Raw genomic sequence first — 14,996 nt, 5'->3', positions numbered from 1 at the left:
TGGTCCCGGGGCGGACGAGCGCGGACAGGTGAATCGGCGGGACTTCGGGCAGCCGCTCGTAGAATGAGGGAATCATGTCGACTCCCTCGAGCGCACCCACCCTCATCGCGCCGTCGCTCGCGGCGCGCACCGCCGACGGCCGCCCGCGCACGTACGAGGTGCGCACCTTCGGCTGCCAGATGAACGTCCACGACTCCGAGCGCCTGTCGGGTTCGCTCGAGAGCGCCGGATACCTCCCGGCTGATCCCGGCACCGAGGCCGACGTCATCGTCATCAACACCTGCGCGGTGCGCGACAACGCGGCCGGCAAGCTCTACGGCACCCTCGGGCATCTGAAATCGCGCAAAGACAAGCACGACGGTATGCAGATCGCCGTCGGCGGATGCCTCGCGCAGATGGACCAGGCGGCCGTCCAGCAGAAGGCGCCGTGGGTCGACGTCGTCTTCGGGACGCACAACATGGGGGCCCTCCCGGGCCTGCTCGAGCGAGCGCGGCACAACGGCGAGGCCGAGCTCGAGATCCTCGAATCGCTCGAGACCTTCCCCTCGACTCTCCCGACGAAGCGCGACTCGGTCTGCAGCGGCTGGGTGTCGATCTCGGTCGGCTGCAACAACACGTGCACGTTCTGCATCGTGCCGCACCTGCGCGGCAAGGAGAAGGACCGCCGTCCCGGCGACATCCTGAACGAGATCCGTCTGCTGGTCGACGACGGGGCGATCGAGGTCACCCTCCTCGGCCAGAACGTGAACAGCTACGGTGTCGAGTTCGGCGACCGACAGGCGTTCGGCAAGCTCCTGCGCGCAGCGGGGGAGATCCCCGGCCTCGAGCGCATCCGTTTCACGAGTCCGCATCCGGCGGCGTTCACCGACGACGTCATCGACGCCATGGCCGAGACGCCGGCAGTCATGCCGCAGCTGCACATGCCGCTGCAATCGGGCTCCGACAGCATCCTGAAGGCGATGCGCCGGTCGTACCGCAGCTCGAGATTCCTGGGGATCCTCGACCGCGTGCGCGAGCGCATCCCGCACGCGGCGATCTCGACCGACATCATCGTCGGGTTCCCCGGCGAGACCGACGCCGATTTCGAAGACACCCTGCGGGTGGTCGAGCAGTCCCGGTTCGCGAGCGCATTCACCTTCCAGTACTCGATCCGCGAGGGCACACCCGCCGCGACGATGCCCGACCAGGTGCCCAAGGCCGTCGTGCAGGAGCGCTACGAGCGCCTCGTCGCGCTGCAGGACCGCATCGCGCTCGAGGAGAACCAGAAGCAGCTCGGCCGTGAGGTCCAGGTGCTGGTCTCGTCGGCCGAAGGCAAGAAGGGCGCCGAGACGCACCGGCTCACGGGGCGCGCAGAAGACAACCGCCTCGTGCACTTCGAGGTGCCGGAGGGCTCCGATACCCCGCGACCGGGGGATGTCGTGACGGTGACGGTGACGCACGCAGCCCCCTTCCACCTGCTGGCCGACAGCACGGACGGCTCGCCGCTGCGCGTCCGCCGTACCCGAGCCGGCGACGCGTGGGACCGTTCGCTGGCCGAGTCGTGCGGCGTGCCGGCTCCGGCCTCGTCGGATGGCGGTCCGCGCTCCGTCTCGCTGGGGCTGCCGTCCCTGCGCGTCGGCGTGTGACGACAGCTTCGGGCCCGGGCGCCGGTGGCAGCGAGGCTGCCGGAGCGCCGATCCTGTGGGCCGTCGTCGGGGCGACGGGCACCGGCAAAACGGGTCTCTCCCTCGACCTCGCCGCAGCGCTCGCCGCACGCGGCCGCCCGGCCGAGGTCGTCAACGTCGACGCGATGCAGCTGTACCGCGGCATGGACATCGGGACGGCGAAGCTCCCCGAGACCGAGCGCCGCGGCATCCCGCACCACCTCTTCGATGCGCTCGCCGTCACCGAGGAGGCCGCGGTCGCGTGGTACCAGGAAGTCGCGCGTCGCGCCATCTCGGCGATCCACGGCCGCGGAGCCGACGCGATCCTCGTCGGCGGTTCCGGGCTGTATGCGTCGAGCGTCCTGTTCGACTTCCGCTTCCCGCCGCGCGACGAGGGGCTGCGCGCGATTCTCGAGGACGAACTCGAGCGACACGGTGCCGGACATCTGTTCGCGCGCCTGCGCGCGGCCGACCCGGAGGCGGCCGATCGCATCGACCCGCGGAACGGCCGCCGCATCGTGCGCGCGCTCGAGGTGCTGGCATCGGGTGGACAGACGCATGGCGGAGCCCTGCCCGAGGCGCCGGTGCTCTGGATGCCGCGGACGCGGATCATCGGCACGGCGGTACCGCGCGACGAGCTCGTCCCGTTGCTCGACGTGCGTGTGGAACGGATGTGGGCTGCCGGGCTGCTCGACGAGGTCGAGGCGCTGCGACGGCAGGGCCTCGAACGCGGTGTGACGGCGGGCCGGGCGATCGGCTACGCGCAGGCACTCGCGCAGCTGCGCGGCGACCTGAGCGAGGACGAGGCCATCGCCGAGACGCAGGCCCTCACGCGGCGTTATGCGCGCCGGCAGGTCTCGTGGTTCAAGCGCTATGACAACGTGCGGTGGGTCGACGCCCGCGAGGTCGACGCGGCGTCCCTCATCGGGGCGGTGGCCGGACCGGGCGAGGCAGTGCCCCGGTCGGAACGGGAGGAACAGTGAGCATCACCGTGCGCGCATTCGCGCTCGCCGATGAAGAAGCCGTCATCCGGCTCTGGCACGAGGCCGGTCTCACCCGTCCCTGGAACGACCCGCGTGCCGACATCAGGCGGAAACTCACCCTGCAGCCCGAACTCTTCCTCGTGGCCGTCGATCAGCCTGTCGACGGGACGGCTGAAGCCGTCGTCGGCACCGTGATGGCCGGCTACGACGGACACCGCGGCTGGCTCTACTACCTCGCCTCGGCTCGGTCTCACCGGGGGCTCGGCATCGGGCGCCTGCTCGTCACCGAGTCCGAGCGCCTGCTCGAGGCCATGGGGTGTCCGAAGGTGCAGCTCATGGTGCGGCCTGAGAACGAGGCGGTGCGCGGCTTCTACGACGAGCTCGGCTACGAGCCGTTCACCGTGTGGTCCGCGGGCAAGCGCCTCGTCGTCGATGGCCCGGGCGGCCCCGCCTAAGCTGGGCTCATGGCGACTCTCGCGTTCACCAAGGGGCACGGCACCGGCAACGACTTCGTGATCCTGGCCGACCCGGACGGCGACCTCGACCTGAGCGACGCGCAGATCGCAGCGCTCTGCGATCGCCATGTCGGCATCGGCGCCGACGGGCTGCTGCGAGTCGTCCGCTCGGCCGCGATCCCCGAGGGGGCGGATGCCGCTGCCGCCGGCGCTGAGTGGTTCATGGACTACCGCAACGCCGACGGCTCGAAGGCCGAGATGTGCGGCAACGGAACGCGGGTCTTCGCGCGCTACCTCGCCGACGCCGGCCTCGCCTCGATCGATGCCGGCCTCCGCATCGGCACGCGTGCCGGAGTGAAGACGATCACCCGGGTCGACAACGGCTTCGAGGTCGACCTCGGAACCTGGCGGGCCGAAGACGGCGACGTTCTCGTCCGCGCACGCGGGCTCGGCGTCGCCCGCCCCGGGCAGGGGATCGACGTCGGCAACCCCCACGTCGTCGTGGCGCTCGCCGGGGAGGATGAACTCGAGGGCCTCGACCTGACGGTACAGCCCACCCTCGAGCCTCGTCCGTCCGCCGGCGCGAACGTCGAGTTCGTCGTTCCGGCCGAGCCGCTCGTTCAGAACGGTGTCGGGGCCATCCGGATGCGCGTCCACGAGCGCGGCGTGGGAGAGACCCTGTCGTGCGGCACCGGGGTCGCGGCATCCGCTCTGGCCGTGCGTCACTGGGCCGGGGCTGCGGCACCCGACCGCTGGACCGTCGACGTGCCGGGCGGAACGCTGGGCGTGCGCATCGTGCGGCAGGCCGATGGCGAGCACGTGCTGCTCTCGGGCCCCGCGACGCTGGTCTTCTCGGGGCAGGTCACCCTCGCCGACTGATCCGAGCGCCGCGGTTTCCGGACGGCTCGTGGTCAGGGCAGTTCGATCGCGCCCGTCGGGGGAGTGCCGTGCCGGCGCACCCGAAGCACGCGGAATCCGCGTCCGGTCGCGGCGCGCGAGACGCCGTAGCCGTCGTCGAACGTCGCGGCCAGCCAGCGCTGGAGGGAATCCGAACCGAGGTTGCGCTGCACGACGAGCCACGCGTCGCTGCGTTCAGCCAGACGGGGTATCCAGCGCTGCAGCATCCCGTGGAGCTCGTTCTTGCCCACGCGGATCGGCGGGTTGGAGCGGATGGTCCGGAATACGACGTCGTCGGGAACATCGTCGGGCAGGACGGCGTTGATGTTACTGAGTCCCAGATCAGCGGCGTTGCGTCGCACCAGGTCGAGGGCCCGTTCGTTGACATCGACGGCCCACACCGTGGCGTGAGGCGACTCCAGAGCCAGCGACAGCGAGATCGGCCCCCAGCCGCAGCCGAGGTCGAGGAAATCCCCACCGGACGGTGCCGGGGGAGTATTGGCCAGAAGAACCCCTGTACCCGAATCCACGTGGTCAGGGCTGAACACCCCGCCCGCGGTCGTGACCTCGACGGCGTGACCCGCGAGGGTCACGCGGATACGGCGGAGGTTCTGTTCGCTGGACGGGGACGCGCTGAAGTAATGATCGCTCCCCATGCATCCGAGCGTATCGGAGCCGGACGTACCGGCGGGAGACTAGAATTCACGGATGCCCGGGCACGGGCATCCCGGGAAGAGAGTTATGACGCATATCACCACCCCCGACGGCGACGGCGACATCGCGGTGGACCCGGTCGATCGCGTGCTCGCGAGCGCGGAGACGCGCTCGTCGATCCGCGTCTTCGGCGGCGCGCAGGCGCTGCAGGATGAGTCGACGGTGTCGTACGGAGACACCGACGGCGACCAGTGGGATCGCGAGGAGCGCGCGGCGCTGCGCCGTGTCCCCGGTCTGTCCACAGAGCTCGAGGACGTCACCGAGGTCGAGTACCGACAGCTGCGACTCGAGAACGTCGTGCTCGTCGGCGTGTATCCCCAGGGGTCGCACGAGGACGCGGAGAACTCGCTGCGCGAGCTCGCGGCCCTGGCCGAGACCGCCGGTGCGGTCGTGCTCGACGGCGTTCTGCAGCGGCGACCGCATCCTGACCCCGCCACCTACATCGGACGCGGCAAGGCAGCCGAGCTGCGCGACCTCGTCGCCGCCGTCGGTGCCGACACCGTGATCGCCGACACCGAGCTGGCACCGAGCCAGCGGCGCGCCCTGGAGGATGTCGCGAAGGTCAAGGTCATCGACCGCACCACGGTCATCCTCGACATCTTCAGCCAGCACGCCAAGAGTCGTGAGGGCAAGGCCCAGGTCGAGCTCGCACAGCTCGAGTACCTCCTGCCGCGTCTGCGCGGATGGGGCGAGTCGATGAGCCGCCAGGCCGGTGGCCAGGTCGGCGCGGGCGGTGCGGGCATGGGCTCGCGCGGTCCCGGTGAGACGAAGATCGAGCTCGATCGGCGCCGCATCCGCACCCGCATGGCGCAGCTGCGCAAGCAGATCCGCGAGTTCGCGCCGTCGCGCGAGGCGAAGCGCGCCGAGCGTCGGCGCAACACGATCCCCTCGGTGGCGATCGCCGGTTACACCAACGCCGGCAAGTCGAGTCTGCTGAACCGGCTGACGAGCGCGGGTGTCCTGGTCGAGAACGCTCTGTTCGCGACGCTGGATGCCACGGTGCGTCGGGCCGAGGCCGCCGACGGGCGCGTGTTCACGCTCACCGACACCGTCGGCTTCGTCCGCAATCTCCCGCACCAGCTCGTCGAGGCGTTCCGGTCCACGCTCGAGGAGGTCTCGGGCGCGGACGTCATCGTCCACGTCGTCGACGGCTCGCATCCCGACCCCGCCGCGCAGCTCGCGACCGTCCGCGACGTGATGGGCGACGTGGGCGCTCGCGCCACCCGCGAGCTCGTCGTCTTCAACAAGGCCGACCTCGTCGACGACGATGCGCGGCTGCTGCTGCGCGGGCTCGAGCCGACGGCCCACTTCGTGTCGTCGCGCACGGGTGAGGGCATCGACGAGTTGCGCGCCGCGATCGAGGATGCGCTGCCGCTGCCGGCGGTGGAGGTGCGCGCTCTCGTGCCGTACGACCGTGGCGACCTGATCTCGGCCGTGCACGAGAGCGGCCACATCGTCGCCACCTCGCACGAGGAGGACGGCACGGCCGTGCACGCGCACGTCTCCGAGCGTCTCGCGGCTGAGCTCGCGCCCTACGCCGTCTGAGCCCGCGGTCGGCGATACACCTGCAGGCTCGGCGGTGCTGGTGAGCCCGCCGCGGATGCGGAAGGCCTCAACAGCACCGCCGGCCTGACAGGCGTATCAGCGCCAGGCGGTCGCCGGGCTCAGTCGAGCTCGATCGGCGCGACGCCGGGCGTGTCGAAACCGAACACCTGACCGAGGAACGCCAGCTCGCTCTCCAGAGCGTTCACGATCGTCTCGGTCCGTCGGAACCCGTGCCCCTCGCCCGCGTACAGGACATAGGCGTGGGGCACGCCCTGCGCGACGAGTGCGTCGCGGATGGCCTCGGCCTGCGCCGGCGGCACGACCGCGTCCTCGTCGCCCTGGAGAAGCAGCAGCGGCACGCGGAACCCCTCGGCGTGGCTCAGCGGCGAGCGCTCGATGTACACGTGCTCCGCTTCGGGAAGGGGACCGATCAGGCCGTCGAGGTAGCGCGCCTCGAAGTCGTGGGTCTCGGCCGCGAGGGCGCGGGCATCGCCGACGCCGTAGCGCGAGACGCCCGCGCCGAACACGTCCGTGCCGACGAGCGCCGCCAACACGGTCCAGCCACCGGCCGACCCGCCCTCGATCGCGAGCCGTGACGCATCGGCGAGTCCGTCGGCGGCGAGGCCGCGTGCCGCCGCCGCGACATCATCGACGTCGACGACGCCCCACTGGCCCTTCAGCCGTTCACGGTACGACCGGCCGTACCCGGTCGACCCGCCGTAGTTCACGTCGAGCACGCCGATGCCTCGGCTGGTGAAGTAGGCCGCCTTGGCGTCGGCGGTGCCGCCCACGTGCGACGTCGGCCCGCCGTGCACCCAGACGAGGTACGGCGGCAGCTCGTCGGTCGGCGCCGTGACATCGGGGTTCGTCGGCGGATAGGCGAAGGCGTGCACCGGGCCGTGGGGACCCTCGGTGGTGATCTGACGGGCATGGGGGATCCATGCCTCGTCGATATCGGGGGTACCGCCGCGCACCGCTGTCGTCTCGCCGCTGTCGAGATCGACCAGCCAGAGCCCGCTCGCCCCGGGCATGGCGCCGCTCACGAGGGCGCGGCTGCCGCGGACGTCCTCGATCTGCAGTCGAGCGGTGGCGGGGAAGGGGAGCGGGATCGCGCCGCCGTCGCGGTCGACGATCACGAGCTGGTCCGAGCCGTGCGTGCGGACGGCCACGACGCGGCCGTCGTCGAGCGGCGCGTACCACCGGGTGCCGAGGACCCATAGGCCTCCACCCGTGTCGGCGTCGGCGGGGGAGACCGCGACGGGTGCCGCGCCGGTCGCGGGGTCGACGCGATGGAGGTTCCAGCGCCCCCTCGGCTCGTCGAGCAGCAACAGCTGGCCGTCCGATGCCCATTCCGGCTGCAGCGCGGCCGTGCTGCCGCCGGCCACCTCGCGGACACGATCCGGGGCGTCGAGCTCGATGACACGGATGCGGGTGCGGTCCCAGGGCATGTCCGGGTGATCCCACGCCACCCACGCGAGCTGTGATCCGTCGGGTGACAGTGCCGGCTGAGCCACGAAGTCGCTGCCCCCGGCGAGCTCCGTCACTCCCGCTTCGTCGCCGCTCGCGGCGTTCTCATCGCTGCTCGCGCCGTCGATCCGCACGATGTGTCGTTCGGGAGTGCGCCCCGGGTGCTCGCGCTCGCGCACCGCGAGAAGCGCGCCGTGCTGCCAGCGGAGACCGCCGTAGTGGGTGCCGCTCTCCTCTGGGGTGAGCGCCTCGGGCTCGCCGCCCGGGCGGAGGCGTCGAATGCGCTGGTCCGACTTGTCGACGAAGAACAGCTCGCCGTCGTCGGACGCCGTCCAGGCGCCGCCGCCATACTCGTGCACACGCGATCGCGCGTTCCCGGGCGCGGGGAGGACGACCTCCACAGAATCGTCGCGGCGGCGGCGCATGACGGCGACGCGACCGGCCTCATCGGGAAGGGATTCGCCCCACCAGATCTCATCCCCGACGAAGCGCGCGCCGTCGAGGCGCAACGAGGACGCGCTGGCCCACGAGGCGGTCAGGGGGGAGGGCCAAGAACCGTACGGGAGTTGCTGCTGCGACATACCGCCACGCTACGCGAGCGGATCCGGGTCGTGCCGGACGACGGGAGGGGATGCCGCCGAGTCGCGGCATCCCCTCCCGCAGTTCCGTCGGTGCGGCGAGGTCAGACCGTGCGGAGGACGGCGACGACCTTGCCGAGGATGGTGGCGTCATCGCCGAGGATCGGCTCGAACGCCGAGTTGCGGGGGAGGAGCCAGGTGTGGCCGTCGCGCTGACGGAGCGTCTTGACGGTGGCCTCGCCGTCGAGCATGGCCGCGACGATCTCGCCGTTGTCGGCGGTCGCCTGTGCCCGCACGACGACCCAGTCGCCGTCGCAGATGGCGGCGTCGATCATGGAGTCGCCGACGACCTTGAGCATGAACAGCTCGCCCTTGCCGACGAGCTGACGCGGCAGGGGGAAGATCTCCTCGACCTGCTGGTCGGCGGTGATCGGGACGCCCGCCGCGATGCGGCCCACGAGCGGCACGAGGGCGGCGTCGCCGAGGGCGGGCGCGGCGTCGGCGGGGTTCTCGCCGGCCGTGCCGGGGAGGTCGATGAGGACCTCCATCGCGCGGGTCTTGCCGGGGTCGCGGCGGAGGTATCCGCTCAGCTCGAGCTGGTTCAGCTGGTGGGTGACGCTCGACAGCGACTTGAGGCCGACGGCGTCGCCGATCTCGCGCATGCTCGGCGGGTAGCCGTTGCGGGCGATCGCGTGCTGGATCACCTCGAGGATCGCGAGCTGCTTATCGCTCAGATTCTTGCGTCGTCGCGTCTGCGGCTTCTCGCTCATACCGCCGGTCTCCTGTCGTCGCGCCCCGTCCCCGACCCGATGTCGGAGGTTCGTGGTGGGCTCTCGCTGTCGAAAAGGTAGCCCGATCCGACAGCGACATCACGGAACGCTCCGCGTGTCTCTTCGATCGGTCTCCGATTTCGGTGGGTGGTTGACACCACACAATATCGAAGATACGTTCGGAACCGAAGTTCGCACCCGTCTCTCCCGGCCGAGAGGCGGGAGCGAATCTTCCTACCGCTCCCGAGGAGATGTCATGACCACGATCGATGCCCGCTTCGCACCGGCCCCCCGCACCCGTCTGCGCCTGACGCGCCGTGGACGCCGCGTCATCGCAGCGATCGCCGCGCTTCCCGCCGTCGTCGCCGTCACCGCTGCCGTGCTCTCCGGCGGGGGAGCACTCGCGTCCAACGAGGCGGGCGCGCCCGAGGGGTCGTTCACGACGGTGACCGTCATGTCGGGCGAATCGCTCTGGTCGATCGCTGAAGAGGTGGCGCCGGCCGCCGACCCCCGTGACGTTGTCGACGCCATCATCCGGCTGAACGCCCTCGGCTCTGGTCAGCTCGAGGCAGGCCAGACACTCGCCATCCCCGCCGAGTACGACGCCGCGAGCTGAAGCCCGCCGTCTTCGGCGCAGAAGCTGGGGTGCGGCCACGCCGGACTCGGACGCGGCCTAGCATGGGTGGGATGAGCCCGAGTCTGGATGATCTGCCCCTCAGAGACGATCTGCGAGGCCTCACCCCGTACGGCGCCCCGCAGGCGCCGCTTCCGGTCGCGCTGAACGTCAACGAGAACACGCATCCCGTTCCCGAAGAGGTCGCAGACGACATCCTGGATGCCGTCGCCCGTGCCCTGCGCGACGTCAACCGCTATCCCGACCGCGAGTTCACGCACCTCCGCGAGTCCTTCGCCGAGTACCTCGGTCACGGCCTCACCCCCGATCGCATCTGGGCCGCGAACGGATCGAACGAGGTGCTGCAGCACCTGCTCCAGGCCTTCGGCGGCCCGGGGCGTACCGCCATGGGCTTCGGCCCCACGTACTCGATGTACCCGCTGCTGACGCGAGCCACCGGCGCGCAGTACGTCGCGGGCACGCGCGGCCCCGACTTCACGCTCGACCCGGCCTCCGCCGCGGCACAAGTCTCCGAACTGCGCCCCGACGTCGTCTTCCTCTGCGCGCCCAACAACCCGACCGGCACGCCGCTCGGTCTCGACGTCATCGAGGCGGTGTACGACGCCACCGACGGAATCGTGATCGTCGACGAGGCCTATCAGGAGTTCGCGCCGCGCGAGAGCCCCTCCGCGCTGACGCTGCTCGGCGAGCGGGAGCGCCTGGTCGTCTCGCGCACGATGAGCAAGGCGTTCGCCTTCGCCGGTGCGCGCGTCGGCTATCTCGCCGCCGACGCGACCCTCATCGACGCTCTGCGTCTCGTCCGCCTGCCGTACCACCTCAGCGCCCTCACGCAGGCGGCCGCGACAGCCGCGCTGTCGCACTCGTCGACGATGCTCCGGATGGTGGACGAGATCGTCGCGCAGCGCGATCGGATGTCGGCGACGCTCGATGCCCTCGGGTACCACGCCTACGAGAGCTGGACGAACTTCGTCCTGTTCGACGGGGTCGACGACCCGCGCGCCACCTGGCAGGCGCTCTACGATCGCGGCATCCTCGTCCGCGACGTCGGCATCCCGCACAGCCTGCGCGTCAGTGCCGGTACGGAAGACGAGACGACCGCGTTCCTCGAAGCACTGGCGTCGATAGACTCGGAGGCATGACCAGCCCCCGAACGGCCAGCATCCGTCGTGCCACGAGCGAGTCGAGTGTCGAACTCGAGCTCGACCTCGACGGGACCGGGATCAGCACGATCGAGACGACCGTGCCGTTCTTCGATCATCTGCTGACGGCGTTCGCGAAGCACTCGCTCACCGACCTGACTGTACGCGCGACGGGCGACACGCACATCGACGCGCACCACACGGTCGAGGATGTGGCGATCGTGCTCGGGCAGGCGCTGCGCTCTGCGCTGGGCGACAAGTCGGGCATATCCCGCTACGGCGATGCGCTCGTGCCCCTCGACGAGGCGCTCGCGCAGGCTGTCGTCGACATCTCCGGGCGTCCCTACCTCGTGCACACGGGAGAGCCCGAGGGATACGAGTACCACCTCATCGGCGGGCACTTCACGGGGTCGCTCGTGCGGCACACGTTCGAGGCGATCGCGTTCAACGCGGGCCTGACGATGCACGTCCGCGTGCTCGGCGGACGCGACCCGCACCACATCGCCGAGGCGGAGTACAAGGCCTTCGCCCGTGCCTTCCGGCAGGCCAAGGCGCTCGATCCGCTCGTGCACGGCATCCCCAGCACGAAGGGCGCCCTATGACCGAGGGTGACACGACCGGACGCGCGCCGCTCGTCGCCGTCCTCGATTATGGCTCGGGCAACATCCACTCGGCCGTCAAGGCCCTCTCCGCCGCGGGTGCGGACGCCCGACTGACGTCCGATCGTGGTCTCATCCGCGATGCGGACGGTCTTCTGGTTCCCGGCGTCGGTGCGTTCAGTGCGGTCATGGCCGCCCTGCGCGAGAGCCGCGGCGACGAGATCATCGAGCGGCGCCTGGCCGGGGGGCGCCCGGTGCTGGGCATCTGCGTCGGCATGCAGATCATGTTCGGCAACGGCGTCGAGCGCGGCGATGACACCGAGGGCCTCGGGCAGTGGCCGGGCACCGTCACCGAGCTGCAGGCCCCGGTGCTGCCCCACATGGGGTGGAACACCGTGCGCGCGGGCGCAGGGTCGACGCTGTTCGACGGTCTGGAGGACGAGCGCTTCTACTTCGTGCACTCGTACGGTGCCCAGGACTGGAGCCTCGAGGTCATGAAGCCCTTCGCCGAGCCCGTGCTGACCTGGTGCGACTACGGCGCGCCCTTCCTCGCGGCCGTCGAGAACGGGCCGCTCTCGGCGACGCAGTTCCACCCTGAGAAGTCGGGGGCCGCCGGCATCCGTCTCCTCGCCAATTGGATCGGCGCCCTGCCGCGCCACTAGTCTCCCTCTGGTGCGCTCGCGTGGACGAGCGTGCATCCCGACCCACCCCTGGAATGTGATGAACGACTTCGCGTCCACCCCCGAACTGATCCTCCTGCCCGCCGTCGACGTCGCCGACGGGAAGGCCGTGCGCCTGACCCAGGGCGAGGCCGGCAGCGAGACGACCTACGGCGACCCCGTCGACGCGGCGCTCGCCTGGGCCAAGCAGGGTGCGCAGTGGATCCATCTCGTCGACCTCGACGCGGCCTTCGGCCGGGGCAACAACACCGCCGTGCTCCGCAAGGTCATCAAGCAGGTCAAGGGTGTGCAGATCGAGCTGTCGGGCGGCATCCGCGACGATGCGACGCTCGAGGCCGCGCTCGAGAGCGGTGCGACGCGCATCAACCTGGGCACTGCCGCGCTCGAGAACCCCGAGTGGGCCGCCGATGTCATCGGCCGCTACGGCGACGCGATCGCGGTCGGACTCGATGTCCGCGGCACGACGCTCGCCGCCCGGGGCTGGACCCGCGACGGCGGCGACCTGTGGGACGTCCTCGAGCGTCTCGAAGACGCCGGCTGCAGCCGATACGTCGTCACCGACGTGACGAAGGACGGCACGCTCCAGGGCCCGAACCTCGAGCTGCTGCGCGAGATCACCTCGCGCACACCCAAGCCCGTGGTCGCATCGGGCGGTATCTCGAGCCTCGACGACATCGCCGCGCTGCGCGAGCTCGTGCCGCTGGGCGTCGAGGGTGCGATCGTCGGCAAGGCTCTCTACGCCGGCGCGTTCACGCTGGCTGAGGCGCTGGATGTCGCCGGAGACTGACGACGGCTGCGGCCACGCCGCCGACTCGGCGGGCGTTCCCTGGGAGGGGCGCAGCTTCGAGTCGAACCCTCACGCCGGTGACGACGGCTCGGCCGATCCCGCGCTGCTCGCGGCGCTCGAAGCCTTCCGCGCGGGGACCGGTGACGCCGTCGCGGTCGTCGAGGCGTATCGCGCGGCGCGGCTGCTGATCCCGCTCGTGCCCGAGAAGGGCGACGAAGGGGTCGGGCCGACGGGGCTGCGTGTCGACAAGACCCAGGAGCTGTCGATCGTCACGGTCGCGGCTCCTGACGGTCGGCGCGTTCTGCCGGTCTTCACGTCGGTGGCCGCACTCGCGCGGTGGGATGCCGTCGCGCGTCCGGTTCCGGCCGACGGGGTGCGCACGGCGATGGCGGCGGCGTCCGATGACACCGACCTGATCGTGATCGACCCGGGCTCCGAGACCGAGTTCGTGCTGCGACGCCCCGCCGTCTGGGCGATCGGACAGGGACTGCCCTGGGAACCGGCGCCCACCTCGCCCGAGGTCTTCACCGCTCTCCAGGCCAGCATCGGGGGAGAGCTCGCGGTGCTCGACCTGTCGGTCGCGGCGGGTGATCCCGACGCCCGGATGCGCGGCCCCGAGCTGATCGTCCGGCTTCATCTCATCGATGGGCTGGATGCCGCCGAGCTCGACGCGGTGCTGTCGCGGCTGGCGTCGCGGTGGGCCGCCGACGACCGCATCGCGGTGCTCGTCGACTCGCTGACGGTCAAGCTGGTGCGCGCTTCCTGACGGAGGTCCCGGGCCCGAGCCCTGCTCGAGCCCGGGAGCTCGTCAGTTGACGGGACCGGTGAACTTCTCGCCGGGGCCCTTGCCGATCGGGTCGGGGATCGTCGACGCCTCGCGGAAGGCGAGCTGCAGCGAGCGCAGGCCGTCGCGCAGCGATCGCGCGTGCATGTCGCTGATCTCGGGAGCGCCGGCGGTGATGAGCCCGGCGAGGGCGTTGATGAGCTTGCGGGCCTCGTCGAGGTCGAGCTGGGTGGCCGGGTCGTCGGCGAGCCCGACCTTGACGGCGGCGGCGCTCATGAGGTGCACGGCGGCGGTGGTGATGACCTCGACCGCCGGCACGTCGGCGATGTCGCGGGTCGCGGCCGAGGCCGCGCGCTCCTGCTCCTCCCACCGCTGGCGACGAGCCTCGTCGTCGGTGAAAGTGCTGTTGTCGGCGGGGTTCGTGTCCACGTGTCGCTCTCTGCTAGACTGTGCGGGCACCGGAGTGTTCTACTCCGGATCGAAAGAGGATCACATCCCACCCGCGCTTGCCGTTCCAGGCTACCGGGTCATGCACTCCGCTCCGTCCGTCTCACCGCGGCCGGGGTAGCCAGGGTGCGGAACACGAATGCCGACGCACGCGCGTCGTGCGGGGTGGATGCGATGCTCTTCCGCCCGGGTCGCGTCCTCGCGTCCCGGTGGCCACCACCGCACGAACAGGAGTTCCGCACATCAGCGATCCCCGCACCAACGACCGCATCCGCGTCCCCGAGGTTCGCCTCGTCGGCCCCGCTGGAGAGCAGGTCGGCGTCGTCCGTATCGAGGTCGCCCTGCGTCTGGCGCAGGAGGCCGAACTCGACCTCGTCGAGGTCGCCCCGAACTCGAAGCCGCCCGTGGTCAAGATCATGGACTACGGCAAGTTCAAGTACGAAGCGGCTCAGAAGGCCAAGGAAACGCGCCGCAATCAGGCCAACACGGTCCTCAAGGAGGTCCGTTTCCGCCTGAAGATCGAGGCGCACGACTACATCACCAAGCTCAAGCGCGCCGAGGGCTTCCTCCAGGCGGGCGACAAGGTGAAGGCGATGATCCTGTTCCGCGGTCGCGAGCAGTCGCGTCCCGAGCAGGGTGTGCGCCTGCTCCGCAAGTTCGCCGAGGATGTCGCCGAGCTCGGCACCGTCGAGTCGAACCCGACGATCGACGGCCGCAACATGGTGATGGTCATCGCGCCGCACAAGAACAAGTCCGAGGTGAAGACCGAGCAGAACGCCCAGCGTGCCGCCAACAAGGAGGCAGCACGCCAGGCCCGCTCCGGCGACGCACCCGCGACCGAAGACGCCGCTCCCGCCTCGGCGGAGTAGCCCCC

16 protein-coding genes are annotated in these 14,996 nt (G+C 70.7%); 12 read left to right on the top strand and 4 right to left on the bottom strand.

Going from position 1 to position 14,996, the window contains the following annotated elements:
- Positions 1-74: 74 nt before the first annotated feature.
- Genes miaB through dapF form a run of 4 tightly spaced genes read left to right on the top strand, consistent with a single transcriptional unit; the run spans position 75 to position 3,960 of the window.
- Positions 75-1,625, top strand: a complete 1,551-nt coding sequence (gene miaB / locus ABIC53_RS07895; RefSeq protein WP_354450992.1) for a tRNA (N6-isopentenyl adenosine(37)-C2)-methylthiotransferase MiaB — start codon at positions 75-77, stop codon at positions 1,623-1,625.
- Positions 1,622-2,626 (top strand): tRNA (adenosine(37)-N6)-dimethylallyltransferase MiaA, encoded by a 1,005-nt coding sequence (gene miaA, locus ABIC53_RS07890; RefSeq protein WP_354450990.1) that lies wholly within the window; start codon positions 1,622-1,624, stop codon positions 2,624-2,626. Before miaB ends, miaA begins: the two co-directional genes overlap by 4 nt.
- Positions 2,623-3,081, top strand: coding sequence for a GNAT family acetyltransferase (locus tag ABIC53_RS07885; protein WP_282502295.1), 459 nt, complete (start codon positions 2,623-2,625; stop codon positions 3,079-3,081). The genes miaA and ABIC53_RS07885 overlap by 4 nt, the downstream gene beginning before the upstream one ends.
- A 9-nt stretch (positions 3,082-3,090) precedes the next feature.
- Positions 3,091-3,960 carry a diaminopimelate epimerase gene (dapF, locus tag ABIC53_RS07880; protein WP_274177558.1) on the top strand — a complete coding sequence of 290 codons (870 nt, stop codon included), beginning with the start codon at positions 3,091-3,093 and terminating at the stop codon, positions 3,958-3,960.
- A 32-nt stretch (positions 3,961-3,992) separates the two neighbouring features.
- Here the strand turns inward: dapF and ABIC53_RS07875 are convergent, their stop codons facing one another.
- The gene (locus tag ABIC53_RS07875; RefSeq protein WP_354450988.1) at positions 3,993-4,634 is read right to left on the bottom strand and encodes a class I SAM-dependent methyltransferase; all 642 of its coding nucleotides are present in this window, start codon (positions 4,632-4,634) and stop codon (positions 3,993-3,995) included.
- Positions 4,635-4,908: 274 nt separating this feature from the next.
- On the opposite strand from ABIC53_RS07875, the gene hflX reads away from it, so the two are divergent.
- Positions 4,909-6,237: a GTPase HflX gene (gene hflX, locus ABIC53_RS07870; protein ID WP_378718968.1), complete on the top strand. Its 1,329-nt coding sequence runs from the start codon at positions 4,909-4,911 to the stop codon at positions 6,235-6,237.
- A gap of 119 nt (positions 6,238-6,356) precedes the next feature.
- Here hflX and ABIC53_RS07865 read toward each other — a convergent pair whose 3' ends face one another.
- Positions 6,357-8,285, bottom strand: coding sequence for a prolyl oligopeptidase family serine peptidase (locus ABIC53_RS07865; RefSeq protein WP_354450985.1), 1,929 nt, complete (start codon positions 8,283-8,285; stop codon positions 6,357-6,359).
- A gap of 101 nt (positions 8,286-8,386) precedes the next feature.
- The gene (lexA, locus tag ABIC53_RS07860; protein ID WP_112613785.1) at positions 8,387-9,052 is read right to left on the bottom strand and encodes a transcriptional repressor LexA; all 666 of its coding nucleotides are present in this window, start codon (positions 9,050-9,052) and stop codon (positions 8,387-8,389) included.
- 256 nt (positions 9,053-9,308) lie between these two features.
- Between lexA and ABIC53_RS07855 the strand changes: the two genes are divergently transcribed.
- From ABIC53_RS07855 to ABIC53_RS07830, 6 genes are all read left to right on the top strand, one after another.
- The gene (locus ABIC53_RS07855) at positions 9,309-9,668 is read left to right on the top strand and encodes a LysM peptidoglycan-binding domain-containing protein (RefSeq protein WP_112613787.1); all 360 of its coding nucleotides are present in this window, start codon (positions 9,309-9,311) and stop codon (positions 9,666-9,668) included.
- A gap of 71 nt (positions 9,669-9,739) precedes the next feature.
- Positions 9,740-10,825: a histidinol-phosphate transaminase gene (locus ABIC53_RS07850; protein ID WP_112613789.1), complete on the top strand. Its 1,086-nt coding sequence runs from the start codon at positions 9,740-9,742 to the stop codon at positions 10,823-10,825.
- Positions 10,822-11,427, top strand: coding sequence for an imidazoleglycerol-phosphate dehydratase HisB (hisB, locus tag ABIC53_RS07845; protein WP_114587968.1), 606 nt, complete (start codon positions 10,822-10,824; stop codon positions 11,425-11,427). Before ABIC53_RS07850 ends, hisB begins: the two co-directional genes overlap by 4 nt.
- The gene (hisH, locus tag ABIC53_RS07840; protein WP_112613793.1) at positions 11,424-12,086 is read left to right on the top strand and encodes an imidazole glycerol phosphate synthase subunit HisH; all 663 of its coding nucleotides are present in this window, start codon (positions 11,424-11,426) and stop codon (positions 12,084-12,086) included. Before hisB ends, hisH begins: the two co-directional genes overlap by 4 nt.
- A gap of 58 nt (positions 12,087-12,144) precedes the next feature.
- Entirely contained in the window at positions 12,145-12,891 is a 747-nt protein-coding gene (gene priA / locus ABIC53_RS07835; protein ID WP_112613795.1) for a bifunctional 1-(5-phosphoribosyl)-5-((5-phosphoribosylamino)methylideneamino)imidazole-4-carboxamide isomerase/phosphoribosylanthranilate isomerase PriA, read from the top strand.
- Entirely contained in the window at positions 12,875-13,657 is a 783-nt protein-coding gene (locus ABIC53_RS07830; RefSeq protein ID WP_269266670.1) for an SseB family protein, read from the top strand. The genes priA and ABIC53_RS07830 overlap by 17 nt, the downstream gene beginning before the upstream one ends.
- Before the next feature lie 42 nt (positions 13,658-13,699).
- Here the strand turns inward: ABIC53_RS07830 and ABIC53_RS07825 are convergent, their stop codons facing one another.
- Positions 13,700-14,104: a DUF1844 domain-containing protein gene (locus ABIC53_RS07825; RefSeq protein WP_023951737.1), complete on the bottom strand. Its 405-nt coding sequence runs from the start codon at positions 14,102-14,104 to the stop codon at positions 13,700-13,702.
- Positions 14,105-14,331: 227 nt separating this feature from the next.
- Between ABIC53_RS07825 and infC the strand changes: the two genes are divergently transcribed.
- Positions 14,332-14,991 carry a translation initiation factor IF-3 gene (gene infC, locus ABIC53_RS07820; protein ID WP_240309666.1) on the top strand — a complete coding sequence of 220 codons (660 nt, stop codon included), beginning with the start codon at positions 14,332-14,334 and terminating at the stop codon, positions 14,989-14,991.
- The last annotated feature ends 5 nt before the right edge of the window (positions 14,992-14,996 follow it).

Origin of the sequence: Microbacterium sp. 1262 (genome assembly GCF_040544895.1) — a bacterium.
In the GTDB taxonomy this organism is placed as follows: Bacteria; Actinomycetota; Actinomycetes; order Actinomycetales; family Microbacteriaceae; genus Microbacterium; species Microbacterium plantarum.
Note: the sequence above shows the minus strand (reverse complement) of the source record. Positions and strands in the feature narration are given on the sequence as shown.